16 protein-coding genes and 1 pseudogene are annotated in these 21,948 nt (G+C 71.1%); 7 read left to right on the forward strand and 10 right to left on the reverse strand.

Features of this window, described 5'->3' with window-relative positions:
• Window positions 1–29 precede the first annotated feature (29 nt).
• Window positions 30–626, forward strand: a complete 597-nt coding sequence (locus ACLJWH_RS28640; RefSeq protein ID WP_411144669.1) for an AAA family ATPase — start codon at window positions 30–32, stop codon at window positions 624–626.
• A 342-nt stretch (window positions 627–968) separates the two neighbouring features.
• Here the strand turns inward: ACLJWH_RS28640 and ACLJWH_RS28645 are convergent, their stop codons facing one another.
• The 8 genes from ACLJWH_RS28645 to ACLJWH_RS28680 form a co-directional block, all read right to left on the reverse strand.
• Entirely contained in the window at window positions 969–2,213 is a 1,245-nt protein-coding gene (locus tag ACLJWH_RS28645; RefSeq protein WP_411144670.1) for an MFS transporter, read from the reverse strand.
• Window positions 2,214–2,319: 106 nt separating this feature from the next.
• Entirely contained in the window at window positions 2,320–3,651 is a 1,332-nt protein-coding gene (locus ACLJWH_RS28650; protein ID WP_411144671.1) for an acetyl-CoA carboxylase biotin carboxylase subunit family protein, read from the reverse strand.
• Between the two features lie 498 nt (window positions 3,652–4,149).
• Entirely contained in the window at window positions 4,150–5,619 is a 1,470-nt protein-coding gene (gene ahcY / locus ACLJWH_RS28655) for an adenosylhomocysteinase (RefSeq protein WP_411144672.1), read from the reverse strand.
• Between the two features lie 329 nt (window positions 5,620–5,948).
• Window positions 5,949–6,647: an RraA family protein gene (locus ACLJWH_RS28660; protein WP_411144673.1), complete on the reverse strand. Its 699-nt coding sequence runs from the start codon at window positions 6,645–6,647 to the stop codon at window positions 5,949–5,951.
• Window positions 6,648–6,657: 10 nt separating this feature from the next.
• Window positions 6,658–7,884 carry a PLP-dependent aminotransferase family protein gene (locus tag ACLJWH_RS28665; protein ID WP_411144674.1) on the reverse strand — a complete coding sequence of 409 codons (1,227 nt, stop codon included), beginning with the start codon at window positions 7,882–7,884 and terminating at the stop codon, window positions 6,658–6,660.
• Window positions 7,874–8,473 (reverse strand): flavin reductase family protein, encoded by a 600-nt coding sequence (locus ACLJWH_RS28670; protein ID WP_411144675.1) that lies wholly within the window; start codon window positions 8,471–8,473, stop codon window positions 7,874–7,876. The genes ACLJWH_RS28665 and ACLJWH_RS28670 overlap by 11 nt, the downstream gene beginning before the upstream one ends.
• A 65-nt stretch (window positions 8,474–8,538) precedes the next feature.
• Window positions 8,539–10,104, reverse strand: a complete 1,566-nt coding sequence (locus ACLJWH_RS28675) for a 4-hydroxyphenylacetate 3-hydroxylase N-terminal domain-containing protein (protein WP_411144676.1) — start codon at window positions 10,102–10,104, stop codon at window positions 8,539–8,541.
• A 75-nt stretch (window positions 10,105–10,179) separates the two neighbouring features.
• A complete protein-coding gene (locus tag ACLJWH_RS28680) occupies window positions 10,180–11,727 on the reverse strand; it encodes an FAD/NAD(P)-binding protein (protein WP_411144677.1) in 1,548 nt (515 codons plus the stop codon).
• A 909-nt stretch (window positions 11,728–12,636) separates the two neighbouring features.
• Here ACLJWH_RS28680 and ACLJWH_RS28685 point away from each other — a divergent pair.
• The 6 genes from ACLJWH_RS28685 to ACLJWH_RS28710 all read left to right on the forward strand — a co-directional run bounded on the left by ACLJWH_RS28685 (window position 12,637) and on the right by ACLJWH_RS28710 (window position 18,732).
• Window positions 12,637–14,115 (forward strand): aldehyde dehydrogenase, encoded by a 1,479-nt coding sequence (locus ACLJWH_RS28685; RefSeq protein ID WP_411144678.1) that lies wholly within the window; start codon window positions 12,637–12,639, stop codon window positions 14,113–14,115.
• A 49-nt stretch (window positions 14,116–14,164) separates the two neighbouring features.
• Window positions 14,165–14,959, forward strand: coding sequence for a 2-keto-4-pentenoate hydratase (locus ACLJWH_RS28690; protein ID WP_411144679.1), 795 nt, complete (start codon window positions 14,165–14,167; stop codon window positions 14,957–14,959).
• 58 nt (window positions 14,960–15,017) lie between these two features.
• Window positions 15,018–15,839: a 2-keto-4-pentenoate hydratase gene (locus ACLJWH_RS28695; RefSeq protein WP_411144680.1), complete on the forward strand. Its 822-nt coding sequence runs from the start codon at window positions 15,018–15,020 to the stop codon at window positions 15,837–15,839.
• Window positions 15,821–16,030, forward strand: a complete 210-nt coding sequence (locus tag ACLJWH_RS28700; protein WP_094790739.1) for a 2-hydroxymuconate tautomerase — start codon at window positions 15,821–15,823, stop codon at window positions 16,028–16,030. Before ACLJWH_RS28695 ends, ACLJWH_RS28700 begins: the two co-directional genes overlap by 19 nt.
• A gap of 200 nt (window positions 16,031–16,230) precedes the next feature.
• The gene (locus ACLJWH_RS28705) at window positions 16,231–17,214 is read left to right on the forward strand and encodes a VOC family protein (RefSeq protein WP_411144681.1); all 984 of its coding nucleotides are present in this window, start codon (window positions 16,231–16,233) and stop codon (window positions 17,212–17,214) included.
• A gap of 267 nt (window positions 17,215–17,481) precedes the next feature.
• The gene (locus ACLJWH_RS28710; protein WP_411144682.1) at window positions 17,482–18,732 is read left to right on the forward strand and encodes an Nramp family divalent metal transporter; all 1,251 of its coding nucleotides are present in this window, start codon (window positions 17,482–17,484) and stop codon (window positions 18,730–18,732) included.
• A gap of 320 nt (window positions 18,733–19,052) precedes the next feature.
• On the opposite strand, the gene ACLJWH_RS28715 is transcribed toward ACLJWH_RS28710, so the two are convergent.
• Window positions 19,053–19,748 (reverse strand): HAD family hydrolase, encoded by a 696-nt coding sequence (locus tag ACLJWH_RS28715; protein WP_411144683.1) that lies wholly within the window; start codon window positions 19,746–19,748, stop codon window positions 19,053–19,055.
• Window positions 19,745–21,854: pseudogene (tkt, locus tag ACLJWH_RS28720) on the reverse strand (transketolase). Before tkt ends, ACLJWH_RS28715 begins: the two are co-directional and overlap by 4 nt.
• Window positions 21,855–21,948: the final 94 nt, after the last annotated feature.

Genomic DNA, 21,948 nt, shown 5'->3' on the forward strand with positions numbered 1-21,948 from the left:
GGTCCGCGGCGGTGCGTTACGGTCGGGCCGTGACCAGGACAGAGTGGGACGTACTTCTTCTCGGCGGAGCCTCCGGCATAGGAAAGAGCCGGGCGGCCGCACAACTGGCCCGGGAATCAGGGGCGTTCATCGTCGAGTTCGACGACGTGGTCAGCGCCGTCCAGAGCATCACCAGCGCCGGACAACACCCCGGCCTGCACCACTTCGACGCCGTCCCCGACCCCACCCGCCTCGACCCCGAGCGGGTGGTGGAATTGCAGATCGCCACCGCCGACGCCCTGGAACCCGCCCTGCTCGGCGTCGTCCGCAACCGCCTGACCGTCGACACGGCGGCGGTGATCGAGGGCGACTACCTCACCCCGGCCGCCGCCGTACGGGCGAGGAAGGAGGGCGCCGCCGCGGGCCGGACCGTGCGGGCGGTCTTCCTCCACGAGGACGACGCCGCCCAGATCACCGCCAACTACGCCGACCGCGAACCGGAGAACGGTACGCAGAGCCGACGGGCGGACGTCAGCGCCCGGTACTCCCGGTGGCTCGCCCAGCAGGCCGCGCTCCACGCCCTGCCCGTCGTCGACTGCCGCCCGTGGCACACCCTCACCCACCGGCTACGGCAGGCCGCCCACTGACCCGGCCGCCCACCGGACCGGCACGGCCCGACAGCCCGGGGCGCCGGCCGGACCGGCGCCCACCAGGCCGGGCGGCCCGGCACCGAACGCTCCCGCGGCGGGCCGGCCGACGGCACCACCAGGCCGCCCGGCGCCGACGGCACCCGGCCGCCCGGCGCCGCCGCACGCCGCACCCCCGGCCTCACCCGGACCGGCCGACGCCCCGCAGCCGCCCCCGCACCTCCCTCCCCGCCCCGCACCCGACAGCACCGGCGACAGCCCAGTGATCTTCGAATCGCGCTGGCGGGAACGGGACGTACGGGGAGAGGCGGCCTCCTTGCGCAGGCGGCGGCGGGGCGCGGATCAGCCGACCGGGGCGTCCTCCCGCTGCGGCCGTTGCACCTGGGGCGGCTCCTCGGGGCACCAGGTCCGGGTGCTGGAGCGGGCCCCGAGCAGCAGCCCGAACGCGGCGCCCACGGTCAGGCCCGCGACCAGCCACGGGGTGCCGGGCGCCCCCTTGGCGGACAGCGCCACGCCGATCTGCGGTGCGGCGATGAACCCGATGTTGGCGCCGGCCGAGTAGAGGCTGATGTTGCGGCCGGCCACCGACCGGTCGGACAGATGGCTGACATAGCTGAGCAGCGCGGGAAAGACGATCATCTCGCCCCCGGTCCACAGCAGGGTGACCAGCGCCAGCAGGAAACCGTTGGCGGTCAGGCCCATGAGCGTGAAACCGGCGGCGGCCAGACCGAACCCGATCAGCAGCGACCGCGCGTGCGACATCCCCGACATCGCCTTGTTCAACGGCACTTCGAAGAGCACGATCGCCACCGCGTTGACGACGAACACCGCACTGGCCCAGTACGCGGGCAGCCCCAGCCCCTCGATGACATAGACGCTCAGCAGGATCGGCGGCAGCGCGTACGCCACGTGCACCGGCAGGGCCAGGCAGAAGATCGTCCAGAACCGCATCTCGCCGTGCGCGGTGGACGAGACCAGCCGCCCCCGCTCACCGGCCTGGCCCCGCTCGGGCGCGCCCGACGGCTTGCGCGCCCACAGGACGGCCGCCGCGACCAGCACGCACACCGCGTTGACGTAGAACAGCGCCAGCGGGGCCACGGCGAACAGCAGACCGCCGACGGCCGGCCCCACGCCCATGCCCAGGTTGATCGCCAGCCGGTTGCAGGAGAAGGCGATCTTCCGTTCGTCCGCCGGCGAACTGGCGACGACCTGCGAGTACGCAGCGGGCGTGTAGATCTCGTACGCCATGCCCCACAGCAGGGCCGCGGCCACCAGCGGCACCACTCCCGACAGCAGCGGGACGACGGTGAGGACGGCCGCGTAGACGACCGACCCCGCCACCATCACCAGGGTCGGTCGGATCCGGCCGAGGAACACGCTGGCCGAGAGGTCGGCGAGCAGTGCCCCCACGCCGAACGCGCCGACCACCACGCCCACTTCGGCCGCGCTGTACCGGTGCTGCCCCAGCAGATACGCGGCGAGGAACGGGAAGGCCATCGTGCCCGCCCGGAACACCAGCGTCGCAACGAACAGGGTCCGCAGATCGCGGTTGAGCCCGCGGACGGTGCGCAGGGTGCTCAGGAACATGTCCGGCGGCTTCCCGTCGGCACGCTGTGCGGGTGCCCGCCGGACCCCGGGCGCGGGCACGGCCGCGCCGTTCGGAGGACCGGCCGGCGCCCGGCCTGGCGGGCAGTCACGACCCGGCCTCCTCGGGCACCGCCCCGGAGCCCGGCCGGGTCACGGTGAAGAGCTGCTCGGTGCGGGTCCCGGCCAGTTCGTCCACCGCGGCCCGGAAGGCGTGCGGGTCGGGCCGCTCGCCCGGCTGCCCGCTGCGGAAGCACTCCAGCACCCCGTCCCGGGCCAGATAGGACGTCAGGGGCCGGGACCAGTCGCCGGCCTCGGCCGTCGTGTAGAGGCCCACTTCCTGGTCGCTGAGGTCCTTGACCGGGTGGACCTCGGCGACGGTGCCCTCGGGCGCCTTGAGGAAGGCGGTCGCGCCGATGCCCCGCGCCTCGGTGGGGAACTTCGGCAGCCGGTCCAGGGTGCCCCGGTAGGAGGCGATGTGGACGTCGTAGGGGCTGAAACCGTAGACCCGGTCGATCAGGTCCATGATCCCGTCGCCGCCGGGGCGGGGGGCGACCTCCACCACGCTCAGCTCGTCCCCGTTGACCAGGACCTCGACATGGGCCAGGCCGTGGTCGATGAGGAGTGCGGCACACGCGTCCAGCGCCACCTGGCGCAGCGTCTGGTTGCCGGAGTCGGCGCTGGGTACCAGCTGGCCCTTTTCGGTGAAGTACGGGGCGCCGGCCTTGGACTTGTCCGTCACGGCCACCACGGCGCGCTCGCCCTTGTGGTTGGCGACCTCCACGGAGACCTCATGGGTGGCGGCGAAGAACTCCTCGGCCTGGTAGCGGCCGTCGGCGAAATCGTAGGTGGGGGCGATCTCCAGCAGCGATTCGCGGCAGTAGTCGAAGGCCGCGGGCAGTTCACCGGGGCCGTTCACCTTGACGGTGCCGACGTTTCCCGCGAAGTCCCGCGGCTTGAGCACCAGCGGGTAGGTCAGCTCGGCGGCGGCGTCCCGCAGTTCGGGCAGTGTGCTGAACAGCCGGTGCCGGGCGCAGGGCACCCCGGCTTCCTCGAACGCGACCTTCATCGTGTGCTTGTCCCGGGACCGGGCCAGGCACTCGTCCGACAGCGTGGGCAGGCCGTAGTGGCGGGCGACGGCGACCGAGACGTGCACCGTCATCTCGATGACGGGGACCACCGCGTCCGGCGTCAGCCCGCTCTCCCGCTCGAACGCCTCGACCGCGGCGAGGGCTTCGGCGGCGTCGTAGTAGTCGGCCCTGAGCACATGGTCGAAGAACCGGTTGGCGCTGTCCGACGCCGGCGCCTGGCTCATCCCGATCACCGGTCCCGGATAGGTGCGCAGCGCCGAGACGATGGCCCGCTCGCGTAACAGGATGTCGGCGCCGAGCAGGAGCAGATAGCGGTTGCCGTTGGCACGGGCGCGGGCAAGGTTGAACATGGACGTTCCTTCGGTCAGCTGGTGCGGCCACTGCTGCCGTCGACGACACACGAGGGGTGGGCTGCATATGCCGACAGCTACGGCGTGCGGCAGGGCCGGGGGCAACTCGTTGAGACGGGCGCACAGGTGACGCCGCCGGGGGCGGACACCCGCCCGCGCGCCGGAACCGGCCACGGCGGGCAACGCCACTGCGGACGGATCCGTGCAGACAGGACGACGGCGGGGCCTCACCGTGCGGGGTGTGCGCCGGCAGGTGAATCGCTGGTCACACAATTCGATGCAAAAGATCGCCGCTTCGGCGATATCTCCCCGTTGGGTAATTGTCTACAGCTACTCTGGAATTCCCCCCGTTTCGCCGCTGTGTGCGTTCTTCGTACTTTAACAGAGCAGCCCCCCGTAGGGGGGATGTATCGAACAACTGAATGCCCAATTCCCGGACATGCCGGGAACGGGGCATTCGGTACGGCGTCGGTACCTCACCTACGGCCGGACAAGGGCTCAGTAACGGTAGTGATCCGGCTTGAACGGCCCCTTCACATCGACACCGATGTAATCGGCCTGCACCTTGGTGAGGGTGGTGAGCGTGGCGTCGAGCGCGGGCAGATGCAGCCGGGCGACCTTCTCGTCGAGGTGCTTGGGCAGCGTGTAGACCTCGGCCGCGTACTCCCCGGTCTTGGTGTGCAGCTCGATCTGGGCGATCGTCTGGTTGGAGAACGAGCACGACATCACGAAGCTCGGGTGCCCGGTGGCGTTGCCCAGGTTGAGCAGCCGGCCCTCGCTCAGCACGATGAGCGACTTCCCCTCGGGGAACGTCCAGGTGTGCACCTGTGGCTTGATTTCGACCTTCTTGATGCCGGGAATCTTGGCGAGACCGGCCATGTCGATCTCGTTGTCGAAGTGCCCGACGTTGCCGACGATCGCGTTGTGCTTCATCTTGGCCATCTGGTCGGCCATGATGATGTCCCGGTTGCCGGTCGTGGTGATGAAGATGTCGCCCGTCGAGAGCACCTCGTCGAGCGCCATCACGCGCAGTCCGTCCATCGCGGCCTGCAACGCGCAGATCGGGTCGACCTCGGTGACGACCACCCGGGCGCCCTGGCCGCGCAGCGACTCGACGGCTCCCTTGCCGACATCGCCGTACCCGCAGATCACCGCGAGCTTGCCGGCGATCATCACGTCCGTGGCCCGGTTGATGCCGTCGACCAGCGAGTGCCGGATGCCGTATTTGTTGTCGAACTTGCTCTTGGTCACGGAGTCGTTGACGTTGATCCCGGTGAAGAGCAGCTCGCCGTCCCGGGCCAGCTGGTAGAGCCGGTTGACGCCGTTGGTGGTCTCCTCGGTGACGCCGACGATCGCCTTGGCCATCTCGGTGTACTTCGAGGGGTTGTCGGCCAGCGAACGGCGCAGCGTGTCCAGGAGGATCCGGTACTCCTCCGCGTCGTCCTCGCCGGGGGAGGGCACCGCTCCCGCGGCCTCGTGCTGGACGCCCAGGTGCACCAGCAGCGTCGCGTCACCGCCGTCGTCGACGATGGAGTGCGGCCCCGATCCGTCCGGCCAGGTGAGCGTCTGCTCCAGGCACCACCAGTACTCCTCCAGGTTCTCGCCCTTCCAGGCGAACACCGCGCTGCCCTGCGGATTGTCCTGGGTGCCGTCGCGGCCCACGACCACCGCGGCGGCGGCCTGGTCCTGGGTGGAGAAGATGTTGCAGCTGGCCCAGCGGACGTCCGCGCCGAGCGCCGCCAGCGTCTCGATGAGCACCGCCGTCTGCACGGTCATGTGCAGCGAGCCCGCGATCCGCTTGCCGGCCAGCGGCTGCTGCGGACCGAACTCCTTGCGCAGCGCCATCAGTCCGGGCATCTCGTGCTCGGCGAGCGTCATCTCCTTACGGCCGAGCGTGGCGAGCGCGAGATCGGCGACCTTGAAGCCGTCTACCGACCCTGCGCTGTCAGCGGTCAGGCTAACCGTCATGTCATCTCCTCAAGCATGGTTGAAGCGGGCAGCGGGCGAGGGGTGCTCCCGGTCCGCATAGGGCGGCCGGGCGGGCTGCTGCGCGCCGGTGGACGGGCGGATGTACGGATGCCGGCGGCCGCGACAGGGCGACACCCCGATGCTGCCTGTGCCGTGCATCCGCTCCCCGCCGACATCCCGGTTGACCTGCGGTCAGGTCCCTCCACCCGGCAGCACGTTACATCCCGGCAAGCGCCAGCGGCACGTGATACCAGCCGACTTGGCCAGATGCGGAGCCCCGCGCGAGGCGTGCCGGCGGATGCGGTGACCGGTGGGTGAACAGCGTGTGATCACAGATATCCGAACTCGGCCAGCAGCTGGTTCAGCGTCGCGCCGTCGTTGATCTTGTCGCGGATGACGCTCTCCTTCGCGAGGAGCTGCCGCGTCGCCGCCAGCACCTCGTCCGCGAGCGCGGGCGGCACCACACCGACGCCGTTCTCCTCGGCCACGATGATGTCGCCCGGCTCGATGACCGCGCCGTCGATCACGACGGGCACATTGACCTGCACGGGCCGGCCGTCGGCCGGGGCGGCCGCGGGGCAGCGGCGGGGCATGGTGGTCCGGTACCAGATCGGGAAGTCGAGATCGCGCAGTTCGTCGACGTCGCGGACGGCGCCGTCGACCACGGCGCCGGCGATACCCGCCATCTGCGACAGCGTCGCCATCAGCCCGCCCCACATCGCCATCCGGGTGTTGCCGTGGCAGGCCAGCACGATGACGTCACCGGGCTGTGCCGTCGGCAGCACCGGCAGGATGTCGACCAGGTCGTCCTCGGGCAGGTCGATGGTCAGCGCGGGACCGATGATCCGGTGCTCCCGCTTGACCGACCGCAGACCGCCGATCGCGCCGACGCGCTCCTGGGCGTCGGCGACCAGACAGCTCGGGCTGTACTCCGCCAGCAGCACCTCGTGGAACGCCTCGATCACGCCCCTGGGCGGCCGGACGAGCTCGTTGTAGACGGTTTGCACCTCGTGCACCTCTCGATTCATCCTGCTGTGCCTACCGTGCGCCGCGCAGACCGGCCGCTTGCGCGAGCACCCCCGCGAGCTTGCGCACCCCTTCGGATATCTTCTCGTCGGGAACGCGGCTGAACGCCAGGCGCAGCTCGTTGCCGCCCCGGGCGTCCGGATAGAACGCCCGCCCCGGTACGTAGGTGACCTTCTCGGCCAGCGCACGGGACTGGAGCGCCACGGTGTCTACCTGGCCGGGCGCGGTGACCCAGCTGAAGAAGCCGCCGCCGGGACGGGTGAAGTGCATTCCCTCGGGCAGATGGGCGCTCAGCGCGGCCGTCATGAGGTCGCGCCGCGCGCGGTAGAACGTCCGCGAGAAGGCGATGCCCTGGTCGAACCGCCCCGAGCGCCCGTAATCCTCCAACAGCAACTGCCCCAGCGCGCCGGTGCACTGGTCGGTGTTCTGCTTGGCCCGCACGAGCTGCGCGACGAGCGGGGCCGGCGCGGCGATCCAGCCCATCCGGATACCGGGGGTGAACGTCTTGGCGAAGGTGCCCACCTGGGCCACCACATCCGGCGCCAGCGCCCACAGGCTCGGCCGCAGTTCGCCGTCGAACCCCAGCTCGCGGTAGGCGACGTCCTCGACGATGAGCATCCCGTGCCGGCGGGCGAGCGCGACCAGTGCCCGGCGCCGCTCGACGGACAGGCTCAGACCGGTCGGGTTCTGGTGGTCGGGAATGACGTACACCAGCTTGGGCGCCGCTCCGGGGCGCTCGCGCAACAGCCGCTCCAGCGCGGGCACGTCCAGGCCCTCGGCGTCGACCGGTACGGCATCGACCTGCGCCTGTGCCCGCTGGAACCCGACGAGGGCGCCGAAGAAGGTGGGGCCCTCCACCACGACGCGGTCACCGGTGTCCAGCAGACACCGGGTGATGAGCCCCAGGCCCTCCATCCCGCCGCTGGTGATCATGAGTTCGCCGTCCCCGGGCCGGACGCCCTCCTGGGCGCCGAGCCGGCCCGCGAACCAGTCCCGCAGTCCGGGCAGCCCGGCGGTGGGGCCGTACTGGAGCGCGGCGGGGTCGCCGATCACCCGCGGGAAACTCTCCGCCAGCGCCGCCCGGGGAAAGGTGTCCGGGTGCGGGAACCCGCCGGAGAGGGCGATCGCATCGGTGCTGCCGGCCTGGTCGAGGATCGCGGTGATCTCGTCACCGGTGTCACCGGCGACATGCCGGGCGAACAACTGCTCCCACGACCTGGAACCGAGGTCAACGGGCATAGGTAGGCCGTCCCATCTGTCCACCGTTCAAGGCGTCCTCCGCACGGCTCGGAGCGGAAGGCCCGTCCTGGCAAGAAATGTCTAATATGTACATTTTTTTACCGTAGCGCACCAAGGGAGACCCCGGAGCGTTCCAGAGCCCGTCGACCGCCCCGATGTACACGGTGTGGTCGCCCGCCAGATGGGACTGCCGCACCGTGCAGGTCAGCTGCACCAGCGAACCCGCCACGAGCGGAAGCCGGTCACGCCAGACGAAACGGACCAGATCGGGCCGCTGCGCACCCCCCGCGAAATGCTCCGAGAGCGACTTCTGGTCCGCGCTGAGAACGGAGATCCCGTAGCGGCCGCTCTCGGCTATCCGCCGGTGCGTGGTCGCCGCGTTGGAGACCGAGATGAGCACCAGCGCAGGGTCCAGCGACACCGAGGTGAACGCGTTCGCGGTCATGCCGTGCGCATCGAGATCGTCCTGCTCGCCCGTCGCGGTGGTCACCACGGTGACCCCGCTGGCGAACTGCCCCAGCGCCTCGCGCAGGTGCGTGGGGTCCACGTCGTCGCGGGTACCGGTGTCGGCACCGCCGCTGCTTGCCATCACTGGAATTCCTCCATGCCGTGGCCGGCACCGGGGCGCGCCCGGCGACCGGTACCGGCCCTAGATCAGCGGCCCCGGACGAACGACAGCTCATCGGGGTTGAACATGTCCGGCCGCGTCCATCCGTCGAGGTCGTACTCGTCCATGCACTGGTCCACGAAGCCCTTGAGCGCGTCCGCCTCACCGGAGCTCTGGTACGCCCACAGGGTCTGGAACCGGACGGACTCGTGATCACCGCCGTAGTTGCGCTCGTAGAGCTCGTGCCGTCCGCCGAACTCGGTGCCGACGGCGTCCCACAGCAGCTTCAGCAGCTTGACCCGGTCGATCGCCTGGATCCCGTGAGAACCCCGCAGATACTTGTCCAGATAGGGACGCACATCCGGGTTCTTCCAGTCGTTGGCGTGCGAGTTGAGGTAGATCAGCCCGCTGCCGAGCGTCTGCTGCAAGATCTCCTTGATCCGCGGGTAGCCGATGCCCATGAACGTGCGGTACGCCATCCCGTAGCGGACGTTCGGCTGCACGGCGTCGCCCACCCAGGCGACCGGCGACTTGGCCATCGCGTCGGACAGGCCCCAGAACAGGTCGCGCCAGTTCAGGATCTCGCCGATCTGCGCCTGCACACCACGGAACGTCGACGTGCCGGTCATCTCCACGGCCTTCATGGCACACCCGGCGATGAAATCGAGTTTCACCGCGAGGCGGGTGCAGCCGTGGAAGGTGAAGCGGTCCAGGAAACCCGAGCCGTTCGCGAAGGAGTTGGCCGCCTCCGCGTCGTACATGAAGACGTTCTCCCACGGGATGAGCACCCGGTCCAGCACCATGATCGCGTCGTTCTCGTCCAGCCTGCTCGACAGCGGATAGTCGAACGGGGTCCCCATGACGGCCGCCGCCATCTCGTAGGACGCGCGGCAGAACAGCTTCAGCCCCGGGGTGTCCATCGGCACGGTGAACACCACACCGAACCGCTTGTCCCGCAGCGGCAGCCCGTAGTGCGCGATGAAGTTGGCGTTGGTCAGCGCGGACCCGGTGGCGACCACCTTCGCACCCGAGACGATGAGACCGGCATCGGTCTCCTCCTCGACGTGCACACACACATCCGCGGTCTGATCGGCCGGCTGGTCCCGGTCGATCGGCGGGTGGACGATCGCGTGGTTGAAGTACAGCACCCGCTCCTGGGCCCGCTTGTGCCACAGCAGCGCGTTGTCCTTGAACTCCCCGTAGAAGTCCGCGTTGGCACCCAGGGTCCCCAGGAACGACGCCTTGTAGTCCGGGCTCCGGCCCATCCAGCCGTAGACCAGCCGCTGCCACCCCACGATGGCATCGCGCGCGGTGATCAGATCCTCGGCGGAGCGCGCCGTCTTGAAGAAAGGATGGGTGAACCCGCCGTTGCCGGTATCGGTCGGCACCCGCAGCACCCCCTCGGCCTCCGGCGCGTGCAACGCGTCGTACAGCCGGGCGATGGACCGGGCGCTGTTGCGGAAACCGGGGTGCGTGGTGACGTCCTCGACGCGCTCGCCGTAGAGATAGATCTCCCGGCCGTCACGCAGCGAGTCCAGATACTCCTCGCCGGTCATCGGACGGACGTCGTTGCGGGTGCTGGGCTGCTCCGGCAACGAGGTCGTTGCGCTCATGGATCTCCTTCGGGAGGTGGACGGGCCCCGGGGCCGCCGGCCGCCGGATCGCTCCGCCCTCGGTGTCACGAGTGGTCAGGCGTCCTGCAAGGCGTCGTCCTCGAACCGGCACGACGCGGCTTCCACGGCGTCGTCGCGAATCGCGCCGGCGATGTCGTGGGCGCGGTCCACGATGGAGGGAAGACCGAAGGTGAAGAACAGGCTGCCCGACGCCAGGTCGCCGAGCGCGTACAGCCTGCGGTCGCTCATGCCGTTCACCATGAGCCGGCTGGTCGCGCGCTCCACCCGTACGCCGCCGCGCGGATGCCGTTCGGCGAGGTGGGCCCCGACCATGGCGGCGACCAGCGGCTCGGCCTTGGGCGACTGGACGCGGGGCGAGGCGTTCACGGCGTTGACCAGGACGTCGGCCCGGTAGGCGGGCCCGTCGCCGTCGGTCAGGGCGGTGAATCCGCCGCCGGCCGCCGGCTCGATGTGCCGCAGACCCGAGACGATCTCCAACTGCCCGCTGTCGATGAGGCCGAGCAGCGCGGCGGCCGAGGCCGGGGGCATCGGGCAGCACAGACTCATCACCGCGCGGTGGTGCGCGCGCAGCAGCTGGTCCTTCTCGTGCTCGGGCAGCCGCGGCCACACATCGGGGCCGGTGGCCGGCACCGCGTGCTGGAGGATGCGCAACGCCTGGCTGGGGGAGTCCACTTCGGCCAGATGCCTGCGCAGCCGCCGCACCGGATCCCCGTCGCTGAACGCCGCGATCTCCGCGGAGACCGAGCCGAGGTCCTCACCCGCCGCCGCGAACTCCGCGCGCATCGTGGCGACCACCTCGTCGAGCGTCACCGTCTCACCGCGCGCCGCCGCGTCCCGGAACCGCTGGGGGGTGAAGTGCCGCAGCGTGTACGGCAGGGGACGCTGGCGCACCAGCGGCAGGACACCGGTGCGCGAGAGCAGCAGCATGCGGCCGCGGTGTCCGCGGGCGGCCAGGGAGAGCACCGCGTCCACTCCGGTCAGCCCGCTGCCGACCACCCCGACCCGCTGCTGGGGGCCGATCCCCGCCAGCGAGTGCATCAGCGGGTAGGGATCCGCGATGAACCCCGCGGAGCCCGTCAGGGAGTAGGGGTCGCCGGGTAACCCGCGACCCACGCATAAGACGGTGTGGTCGACCCTGACCCGCCTGCCGTGCTCGGTCCCCAGCACCACTCCGCCGCCCTCCGGGGTCATCCGCGCCACCCGCTCGCGGATCACCTCGGTGCGCCAGCCGCGCTTCTCCAGCCGGCGCAGCGCCTGCTGCGCCGAATGCTCCAGATAGCTGCCGAAGACGGCGCGCGGCACGAAGCGGGTCCCGATGAACGGATCCGCGAAGTCCTGGCCGGCGCCGGCCACCGCATCGCGCTCCGCCAGCCACCGCTGGAAGAGGGTGCTGTCGCCGAACCGGACGGACATGCCCTCCGGCGCGATGTTCACCCGCACCGTCTCCAGGTCCGGCTGGTAGGGCCGGCCGCGCCACAGATGGCGGGACGGTTCGAAGACGGTGATGCTGCCCGGCGGGGTATCGGTCCCGGCCAGCGCGTCGAGCAGACAGACGGCGGACGCCCCGCCCCCCACCACGCCTATATCGACAGTACGGCTCATATCGCTTGAGCCCATGATTGGCAGGTCCCCCTAGTTATGAGCCACAGGCCCGATCGCAAAGGGAGCAGCGTGATCCGACACCCGAAAGCGGGTGGAAAGTGGTCCGGGGATCAGACGGAAGACGATCGTCCACCGCCCCGGCCGGATGAGTCCGGCCGGACGACTGCGTATGAGGTGAGCATCACGCGCACGAAATGCACGCGCAACATTCGAGCAAGACTCAGCACCCCCGCTGGGAAAGTGACTTGAGACTACCTTTGCGCAAGGGGCCGGTCAATACAATGAAGCCGGATATGGCCGCCCCCGATCCCGCCTGTGCGGGACCATTCGGCCGGTGTGAATGACGATGGACAGTTAGAGGTCGTTTGTGAACTCCACATGACCCGCCGACGCTACCGGCTGTTCACGGGTCACTACATCGAACGCTTCGACGGTACCCCCTGTCCGCCGCCCGATCAATCGATTCCCCGGTTGAATGGTGCGCAACCACCGTTATACGAAGCGTAGTTGGGCGATTACCCATGTGGATCTTGACTCGTCGGGCCCCGTATGGGGAGGATTGGCGAGGCCATGCACGTGACGAGCTCCGAATAGACCTACCGGCCACGGCACACAGCAACGGGCTGAAGCCGGCCGGACCGAAGAATCGACCGAAGAGTCGGCCGAAGGAATAGACGGACAGCGGTGCTGTGTTACACCGCAAATTCATCCGTCGGCGTATCCGAGAACAGACGAGTCGCTGATCATTGATACGGGCACCGCGCGGCAGCGAGCGGGCACCGAAAATGGGGGGTGCGATGTCATGAACGAGAGTCCGGGCGCATTACCAATACGATGTCGTCATGATGTCGAGCATCTGGGGAACCCCCGCACCGTCGCCGGGTTCCCGCCCCGGGGGGAATCTCCCCGATGACGCAGGGTGCCGAGACGGCCGGAAAAGATCGCCAGGTCCGCCATTTCATCGGCGGCCGGGCCGCCGACTCCACGGGCGACGAGACCTTCGAGACCAGGAACCCGCACGACAACTCGGTGATCGGCACGGTCACCCGGGGCACCGCCGCCGACGCCGAACGGGCGATCACCTCGGCGCGCACGGCGTTCGACGAGGGCCCGTGGCCGAAGATGACACCGCGGGAGAGGCGCACCGTCCTCCACGCCGTGGCCGACGCCGTGGACGCCCACCGCGAGGAACTGGCACAGCTGGAGACCGCCGACAGCGGCAAACTCCTCCACCAGGCGCAGCACGGCGAGATGCCACGGGTGGCCCAGAACCTCCGGTTCTTCGCCGACTACGCGGCCATGGCCGCCAACGAGGCGTACCCGGACGGCGCGACCCTCAGCTACACCCTCTACCCGCCCGCGGGCGTCGTCTCCGCGATCAGCCCGTGGAACGCCCCGCTGATGCTGGCCACCTGGAAGGTCGCCCCGGCGCTGGCGTTCGGCAACACGGTGGTGCTCAAGCCCGCACCGCAGACGCCGCTCACCGCCACCCGGTTCGGCGAACTGGCCACCGCCGCCGGCCTGCCCGACGGGGTCCTCAACATCGTCCACGGCTTCGGCGGTGACGAAGTGGCCGGACCGCTGACCGGCGATCCGCGCGTGGACCGCATCACCTTCACCGGCTCCAGCGCCACCGGGTCCCGGATCATGGCGGCCGCCGCCGCCCACCTGACCCCGGTCTCCGCCGAGATGGGCGGCAAATCGGCCAACATCGTCTTCGACGACGCCGATCTGGACGTCGCGGTACCCGAATCGATCCGAGCGATCTTCGCCGGCTCCGGCCAGATGTGCTTCGCCGGATCGAGACTCTTCGTCCAGCGCGGCATCCTCCCCGAATTCCTGGAACGCTTCACCGCGGAAGCCCAGCGCCTCACCGTCGGCGACCCGAAGAACCGGGAAACCGCCATGGGGCCGCTCATCGAACAGCGGCACCTGGACAAGGTGCACGGCTATGTCGAACTCGCCCGCAGCGAGGGCGGAACGGTGCTCACCGGCGGCTCCCGCGTCACCACCGGCGGCCTGGGAAGCGGTTTCTACTACCCGCCCACGGTCATCACCGGGCTGACCAACGCATCCCGCACCGCCCAGGAAGAGATCTTCGGCCCGGTGGAAACGGTCATTCCCTTCGACACCGAGCGGGAAGCCCTGCACCTGGCGAATTCCAGCCCGTACGGACTGGGCGGAATCCTGTTCACCACCAATCTCGACCGGGCCCACCGGATGGCAGCCGCCTGGCAGGCGGGCACGGTATGGGTGAACTGTTTCTTCGAGCGCGATCTGCGCCTGCCGTTCGGCGGCCAGGGCATCAGCGGAATCGGCCGGGAAGGCGGACAGCACTCCCGCGAGTTCTTCACCGAACCCCGCGCCGTGATGCTCCGCCTTCGCTGACCACAGTGCCGAGACCGGTGCCGACGACCGTATTCGTGGAAGAGACCGCATGAACCCAGAAGTCCTGCGAGAAACGGCCACCAACCTGATCGGCGCCTACCGGACCGGAAAAGCGATCCGGTCGATCAGGCAGCACGACACGGAACCGGCACTGCCGGACGCATACGAAATCCAGCGGGAGCAACTGCACCGGTGGAGCGCGGACGGCGAACGCATCCGGGGATTCAAGGTGGGCCTGGCCTCCGTCCCCGCACAGAAATCCATGGACGCGACCCAGCCGGTTCTCGGCCGGCTGACCGGCCGTATGGTCCACCCCGAACACCAGCCGCTCGACGCGAAGCAATTCATCCGGCCCCGCATCGAACCGGCACTGGCATTCGTCCTCCGGGAACCGCTGCGCGGACCGGGCGTCAATGTGGCGGACGCGATCCGCGCGGTGGACTTCGTGCTGCCCGCGCTGGAGATCAGCGATTCACGCATTCAGGACGGGCCGGCGAACGCCGCCGAAATGGCCGCGGACAACGCCTCTTGCGGCGGCGTGGTCCTGGGCGGCCGGCCGGTGCACCTGCCGGCGGCCGAACTGCGCCTGTGCGGCTGCGTGCTGTACCGCAACGGGGAGGTCGCCGCGACCGGCGCCGGCGGTATGGCACTGGGATCGCCCGTCAACGCACTGGTCTGGGCGGCGAACGCCGCGCACGCCCACGGCACACCGGGATCCGCCCTCGAACCCGGACACCTGGTGGTCGTCCCCTCCCTCACCACGGCCGTCACCGCAGAGCCCGGCGACACCGTGACCACCACCATCGCGGGAGTGGGCAGCGTGACGGCCGTGCTGTCGCGTTGACCCGCCGCCCGGCCCCCGCCCCGTCCCTTCCGCCCTGCCCAAGGAGGCGGCACCACCCATGACCGAGGCACTGGAAATCCGCTCCGGCGACGTCCGGCGTGCCGCCGAGGTCCTCCTGGAGGCCGAACGCTCGGTGACCGCCCGCGGGCCCATCACCGCACAGTGGCCCGACCTCGACCTGCAAAGCGCCTACACCGTGCAGTACGAGGCCCTGCAACAGCGCCTGCACCGCGGCGAAACGCTGATCGGCGTGAAACTCGGCCTCACCTCACGCGCCAAGCAGATCCGGATGGGCATCGACTCGCCCTCACTGGCCTGGCTGACCGACGCCATGGTGCTGCCCGCCGGCGTCCCCCTGCCCCGGGAACGGCTCATCCACCCCCGGGCCGAGCCGGAGATCGTCTTCGTCATGGGGGAGCGGCTGGCCGGCCCCGGCGTCACCGCCGCCACCGCGCTCGCCGCCGTCGAGCGCGTCTACGGCGGCGTCGAAATCATCGACAGCCGCTACCGCGACTTCAAGTTCACCCTCGCCGACGCGGTGGCCGACAACAGCTCCTCCGGACTCTTCGTCCTCGGCCCCGTCGGCCGCTCCCCGGACGGTATGGACCTGCTGCACGAGGCGTGCCTGCTGGAAGTCGACGGGCAGATCACGGACTCCGCCACCGGCGCCGCCGTACAGGGCCACCCCGCCGAGGCACTCGCCCTCGCCGCCAACTCCCTGGGCGCCCGCGGACTGGCCATCGAAGCCGGCGCGGTCGTCCTGACCGGCGGCATGACCGACGCCGTACACGTCCGGCCCGGCGCACGCGTCGCGGCGCACTTCTCCACCCTCGGCACCGTCACCATCGCGGGAGGCACAGCATGCCGTTCATCGACGTGACCCTGGGCACCGGCCGTACCCCCGAACAGGTCCGCGCCCTGATCCACGAACTCACCCAGGCCGCACACCGCACCGTGGGCGCCCCCCTGTCCAGCATCCGGGTCGTCATCCGCGAGGTCGAGCCCGCGCACTGGGCGGCGGGCGACGTGACCACCGAGGAACGCAACGCCCGGCCGGCACCGGAACACTAGACACGCCGTCGAAGCGGCACCCGCCCGCGACGCCCCGCACCGCCCGCGACGCCCCGCACCGCCCGCGACGCCCCGCACCGCGGGCCCGCCGCCGGGCGGCCGACTCGCCTGCGACGACACACCCCGGGGCCTGTCCTGCCGGCGCCGGCCACCGGGCCGGTCCACCCACCGCTCGCATCGCGCGAGGAAGGCACAGACACATGACCGAGGAACGCTACCGCCACGAGATCGCCCACCTGGCCCGCGTGGAGCTGCACACGCCGAACCCGGACGGCACGCTCTGGTTCTTCAAGGACCTGCTGGGCATGTACGAGACCAAGCGCGAAGGCCAGTCGGTCTACCTGCGCGGCTACGAGGACCCGTACCAGTGGAGCCTGAAGGTCACCGAAGGCCCCGAGGCCCGCATGGACCACGCCGCACTGCGCACCTCGTCACCGGAGGCCCTGGAGCGCCGCATCGCGTCCCTGCGCGAGGGGAACCTGGACGGCGCGTGGAGCGACGGCGAGTTCGGCTACGGCAAGACCTACGAGTTCGACACCCCCGACGGCCACAAGATGGCCCTGCTGTGGGAGGTCGAGAAGTACCAGGCCCCGCCGGAGCTGCAGAGCAAGATCCTCAGCCGGGCCTCGAAGAAGCCGTTGCAGGGCCTGCCGGTCAAGCGGATCGACCATCTCAACCTGCTGGCCCGCGAGGTGACACCGGTCAAGGAGTCCTTCGAACGGCACCTGGGCATGAAGACCCACGAACGGGTCGTCGACGGCGACATCGAGACCGGCGCCTGGATGAGCAGCTCCCTCCTCAGCCACGACGTCGCGGTCATGCGGGACGCCCGCGGCGCCCGCGGCCGCCTGCACCACGTCGCCTTCTACTACGGCGTCCAGCAGCACACCATCGACGCGGCCGAGATGTTCCGCGACTACGGCATCCCCATCGAGGCGGGCCCGGACCGCCACGGCATCACCCAGAGCTCCTTCCTGTACGTCTTCGAACCGGGAGGCAACCGCATCGAGCTCTTCGGCGACCCGGGATTCCTCGTGCTCGAACCCGACTTCGAGACCCGCACCTGGACCATGGACCAGATAGACACCGGAACCGCCATCGGCGGCACGAACCTGCCCGCGGAGACCTACTTCACCTACGGCACGCCGTCCATCGAGCCGATCCCGGACATCATCCCCCGGTAACGGCCACCACCGCACCGCACCACCCGTACGCGGGGCCGCCCACCGGCCCCGCGACCCGGCCGTACCCGACGCCGCCGCAGAGCGCCGCCGCGCAGCGGCGCGGGCCGGCGCCGACGCGACGCCGGGGACCTGCCCGCGGGCGGCGCGCCGGAACACGCACCGCCGCCCCGCACGCCCACCGCGCAACGCCCCGCACACCCCCACGTCCAGCACGCCGTCCCGCACGACCGGGACGGCCGAGCGCCGCCGGCCAGGAGGGCACCGCCCGTGACCACACCCGTCGTTGAGCCCCGCTTCGCCCCCCTGGAGGCAAAGCGTGCCCGCCGGGCGTTCTACGGCCCGGCGTTCGTCGCCGCGGTGGCCTACGTGGACCCCGGGAACTTCGCGACGAACTTCCAGGCGGGCGCCAAATTCGGCTACCTGCTGGTGTGGGTGCTCGTGGCCGCGAACCTGGTCGCGGTGTTCGTCCAGTACCTCTCCGCCAAGATCGGCCTGGCCGCGGGGGAGGACCTGCCGACCCTGTGCCGCCGTACCTTCCCCCGCGCCGTGACCCGGGTGCTCTGGGTCCAGGCCGAACTGGTCGCCATGGCCACCGACCTGGCCGAGTTCGTCGGCGCCGCCGTCGGCCTCAACCTCCTGTTCGGCGTACCGCTCTTCCCCGCCGGACTGGCCACCGCCGCCGTCAGCTTCGCCGTCCTCGCCCTCCAGCGCCGCGGCTACCGCCCCTTCGAACTCGTCACGACCTTCCTGCTGACCCTGGTCGCCTTCGGCTTCCTCTACCAACTGTGCGCCGTCGGCGGGCAGTCGGCCACCGGTCTCGCGGCAGGCATGGTGCCCCGCCTCGCCGGAACCGAATCCCTCACCCTGTCCGTCGGCATCATCGGCGCCACGGTCATGCCCCATGTGATCTACCTGCACTCCGCACTCACCGCCCAGCGCACCACCCCCAAGGGCCCCGCCGCCAAGAGGGCCGCGCTGCGCGGCCTGCGCACCGACTGCGCCACCGGACTCGGCCTGGCCGGCCTGATCAACCTCGCCATGCTCTGCGTCGCCGTCGCCCTCTTCCACCGGTCCGGGAGCGACTACGACGGAACCCTCCAGGCCGCCCACGACGGCCTCGGCCACACCGTCGGCGGCCTGGCCGCCCTGGCCTTCGCCGTCGCGCTGCTCGCCGCCGGCCTGTCGTCCTCCGGCGTGGGCACCTACGCCGGGCAGATCGTCATGCAGGGCTTCATCCGCCGCCGCATCCCCCTGCTGCTCCGCCGCGGCCTGACCATGGCGCCCGCCCTCATCGTGCTGGGCACCGGCGTCTCCCCGGACTCCGCCCTGATCCTCTCCCAGGTCGTACTGTCCTTCGGGATCCCCTTCGCCCTCGTCCCGCTCGTGATGCTCACCCGCCGCCGCGACGTGATGGGAAACCTCGCCAACAAGCCCCTCACCACCGGGTTCGGCGTGGTCGTGGCCATCTTGATCTCCGGCCTCAACCTCTATCTGCTCGGCCAGATCTTCACCGGCTGATCCGGCTGATCCGGCTGACCGGGCTGATCCGGCTCATCCGGCTGACGTCCCGTTCCCCGGGGAGCACGCCCGGTACGCCGCGCCGCACGGCCGTCACCCACGCCTTCCGACGGCCGGAACGCGAAAGGCCCCCGCACTCACCGAGTACGGGGACCTTCTTCGTGGAGCGCCCGGCAGGCCTTGCACCTGCATCTCCCGCCGGCAGGCGGACATCTTTCCTTGGACCACAGACGCGTGACTCCCGCGCCGCGCGCCGGAGTTACGTAAATGATCATACAGGGTCCGACGGGCCCCGGCGCCCGCCCCGGGCCGCGGGCCCGTCAGGGGGAGCGGACCAGGTCGTCGAGGGCGCTCACCACACCGCGGTCGGCATCCCGCAGCCAGTGCGCCGGAGTAGGCCCGCCGCAGTAGCCCACCACGGGCATCCGCGCCGCGAGTGCGGCCCGCACGCCCGCCGGACTGTCCTCGACCACCAGACATTCCCCAGGACCACGGCCGGAGCGCTCGGCGGCGTACCGGAAGAGGTCGGGCGCGGGCTTACCGCGCGGCACGTCCTCCGCGCTGAACACCCGGCCCGCGAACCGCCCCCACAGCCCCACCGCGGTCAGCGAGTGCCTGATGCGCGCATGGCCGCCGCCGGACGCCACGCAGTACGCGAGCCCGCGGTCCTCCAGAGCACCCAGCAGCCGGTGCACCCCGGGCATGGTGCGCGGCGCGGCCGCGAAAGCGGCCCGCACCCGCCTGCGGTACTCCGCCAGCCACTCCTCGCCCACCTCCACCGCGGCGTGCGCGCGCACCTCGGACAGCAGAAAGGACTCCGAGGTGCCCAGGAAGCGCTCACGCACCTCCCCGGCGGTCAGGCGCCAGCCCACCTCCGCCGCCATGGCGGCGACCACCGCGGGTCCGGTCCGCTCCGTGTCGACGAGCACCCCGTCGCAGTCGAGGACGACCAGCGCCACGCCCGCCAGCACATCCCGCCCGCACCCCGAACGCGCCTGCCGGTCACCGGAGTTCACCGCCGGGCCGCCGCGGCGAGGGAGTCCTCGGCCGCCCGCAGCACGGCCGCCTCCGTCATGCCCGTCTCCCGCAGCGCGTCACCGGCGGGGGCGGAGACGCCGAACGTATCGACGGTGACGGCCCGGCCCGACTCGCCGAGCAGATCGTGCCAGCCGAAGGAGGCGGCGGCCTCGATCACGACCCGGGCCCGCACCGAAGGCGGCAGCACCGTCTCCCGGTAGTGGACGTCCTGCCGCCCGAACCACTCCTTGCAGGGGACGGAGACCACCCGCGCCGTCACCCCCCGCCCGGCCAGCGTCCGCTGCGCGGCCAGCGCCAGCGCGACCTCACTGCCACTGGCCAGCAGGAGCACGTCCGGCCGCCCGTCGCATTCCCCCACGACGTAGGCACCGCGCGCCACCCCGGCCCGCACCGTGTCCGCCGCCACGGGCAGCACCGGCAGCCCCTGCCGGGCCAGGGCGAACCCGACCGGGCCCGTGGCATCCAGCGCGGCCAGCCACGCCGCCGCCGTCTCCTTGGCGTCCGCGGGCCGCACCACGGCCAGGCCCGGCATCGCCCGCAGCGCGGCCAGCTGCTCGACCGGCTGGTGCGTGGGCCCGTCCGCGCCGAGCGCCACCGAGTCGTGCGACCACACATGCACCACGGGCAGGCCCATCAGAGCGGCCAGACGCAGCGCGGGCCGCTGATAGTCGCTGAAGACCAGGAACGTGCCGCCGAACGGACGGTCGTAGCCGACCAGCGCGATGCCGTTCATCGCCGCGGCCATGGCGTGCTCCCGCACCCCCCAGTGGATGTTGCGCCCCAACGGCCCGCCCGGCGCCGCGGGCAGGAAGGAACCACCGCCCTTGATCGTCGTACGGTTGCTGTCCCCGAGGTCGGCCGAACCGCCCCACAACTGGGGCAGCCGGGCGGCCAGCGCCTGGATGACCTGTCCGGAGGCATCGCGCGGGGCGATCGACTCGCCCGCCTCGAACACCGGCAGCGCATCGGCCACCTCCGCGGCGCCGACCCGGGCGACGGCCTCGGCGCGCTCCTTGGCGGCGGCGGGCAGCTCCCGCTCCCAGGCGGCCAGCGCCGCGTCCCACTCCCGGTGCAGCGCCGCCCCCCGCTCCCGTGCGGCCCGGGTGTGGGCGAGAACCTCCTGCGCGACGGCGAACGTCTCGTCCGGGTCGAGGCCGAGCGCCTGCTTGGTGAGCCGGACCTCCGCCGCGCCCAGCGGTGCGCCGTGCGCGGCCGGGGTGTTGACGGCGTGCGGGGCGGGCCACGCCAGCTGGGAGGTGAGGACGATCAGGCTCGGCCGGTCCCTCTCCCGGCGGGCGGCATCCAGCGCGGCGTCCAGGGCGACCGTGTCGATGTCGCCGTCCGCGCCCAGGCCCACGGCCCGTACCGACCAGCCCTGCGCCGCGAACCGCGCACCGGTCTCCTCACGGGTGGACAGCTCGCAGCTCCCCTCGATCTGGATGCCGTTGTCGTCCCAGACGACCACGAGGTTGCCGAGCTCATGGCGGCCGGCCAGGGCCCCCGCCTCACAGGAGAGACCCTCCTGGAGGTCGCCGTCCGAGCACAGCACCCACACCGTCCGCGGCGGCAGCGGCAGTTCACCGCCGCCCGCCCGCTGCCGGCCCTCGTCGCGCCGGAGCGCCATGGCCATGCCGACGGCGGTGGCCACCCCCCTGGCCCAGCGGCCCCGTCGTCATCTCCACGCCCGCGGTGTGCCGGTACTCGGGATGCCCGGGGGTGCGGGAACCGAGGCGGCGGAAGTTCCGCAGGTCCTCAAGGGTCAGGCCGTAGCCGGTCAGGAAGAGCTGGGTGTACAGCAGGATGCTCGCGTGGCCGCAGGACAGCACGAACCGGTCACGCCCCTCCCAGGACGGATCGGCCGGATCGTGGCGCAGATGGTGCTGGAACAGCCGGTGTGCCACCGGAGCCAGCGCGAGCGCCGTGCCCGGATGACCGGAACCCGCGGCCTCGACGGCATCCAGGGCCAGGGCCCGTGCGGTGGCGACGGCCCGCCGGTCGGCCTCACCCAGGGCGCCGGCCGGGACAGAGCGGTGCGATGCGGTGGACAAGTCAGACTCCTTGGGAAGTAGAGGTAAGGACGTCATGACGACTCTTGGCAACGTAACCCCACCGGACCCCGCATACGGCACCCGGCGGTCCCGGGATCTGCCCCCGCCCGTGATTGACGCCTTTGGTCCC

Origin of the sequence: Streptomyces sp. x-80, assembly GCF_046549095.1 — a bacterium.
Classification (GTDB): Bacteria; Actinomycetota; Actinomycetes; order Streptomycetales; family Streptomycetaceae; genus Streptomyces; species Streptomyces celluloflavus.

Bases quoted from the DNA above. Each gene is read 5' to 3' on its own strand.
- ACLJWH_RS28700 (WP_094790739.1), top strand. From the start codon at position 15,821: ATGCCGTTCATCGACGTGACCCTGGGCACCGGCCGTACCCCCGAACAG.
- ACLJWH_RS28680 (WP_411144677.1), bottom strand. From the start codon at position 11,727: ATGAGCCGTACTGTCGATATAGGCGTGGTGGGGGGCGGGGCGTCCGCC.
- ACLJWH_RS28645 (WP_411144670.1), bottom strand. From the start codon at position 2,213: ATGTTCCTGAGCACCCTGCGCACCGTCCGCGGGCTCAACCGCGATCTG.
- ACLJWH_RS28705 (WP_411144681.1), top strand. From the start codon at position 16,231: ATGACCGAGGAACGCTACCGCCACGAGATCGCCCACCTGGCCCGCGTG.
- ACLJWH_RS28650 (WP_411144671.1), bottom strand. From the start codon at position 3,651: ATGTTCAACCTTGCCCGCGCCCGTGCCAACGGCAACCGCTATCTGCTC.
- ACLJWH_RS28690 (WP_411144679.1), top strand. From the start codon at position 14,165: ATGAACCCAGAAGTCCTGCGAGAAACGGCCACCAACCTGATCGGCGCC.
- ACLJWH_RS28670 (WP_411144675.1), bottom strand. From the start codon at position 8,473: ATGGCAAGCAGCGGCGGTGCCGACACCGGTACCCGCGACGACGTGGAC.
- ACLJWH_RS28660 (WP_411144673.1), bottom strand. From the start codon at position 6,647: ATGAATCGAGAGGTGCACGAGGTGCAAACCGTCTACAACGAGCTCGTC.
- ACLJWH_RS28665 (WP_411144674.1), bottom strand. From the start codon at position 7,884: ATGCCCGTTGACCTCGGTTCCAGGTCGTGGGAGCAGTTGTTCGCCCGG.
- ACLJWH_RS28675 (WP_411144676.1), bottom strand. From the start codon at position 10,104: ATGAGCGCAACGACCTCGTTGCCGGAGCAGCCCAGCACCCGCAACGAC.
- ACLJWH_RS28685 (WP_411144678.1), top strand. From the start codon at position 12,637: ATGACGCAGGGTGCCGAGACGGCCGGAAAAGATCGCCAGGTCCGCCAT.
- ahcY (WP_411144672.1), bottom strand. From the start codon at position 5,619: ATGACGGTTAGCCTGACCGCTGACAGCGCAGGGTCGGTAGACGGCTTC.
- ACLJWH_RS28695 (WP_411144680.1), top strand. From the start codon at position 15,018: ATGACCGAGGCACTGGAAATCCGCTCCGGCGACGTCCGGCGTGCCGCC.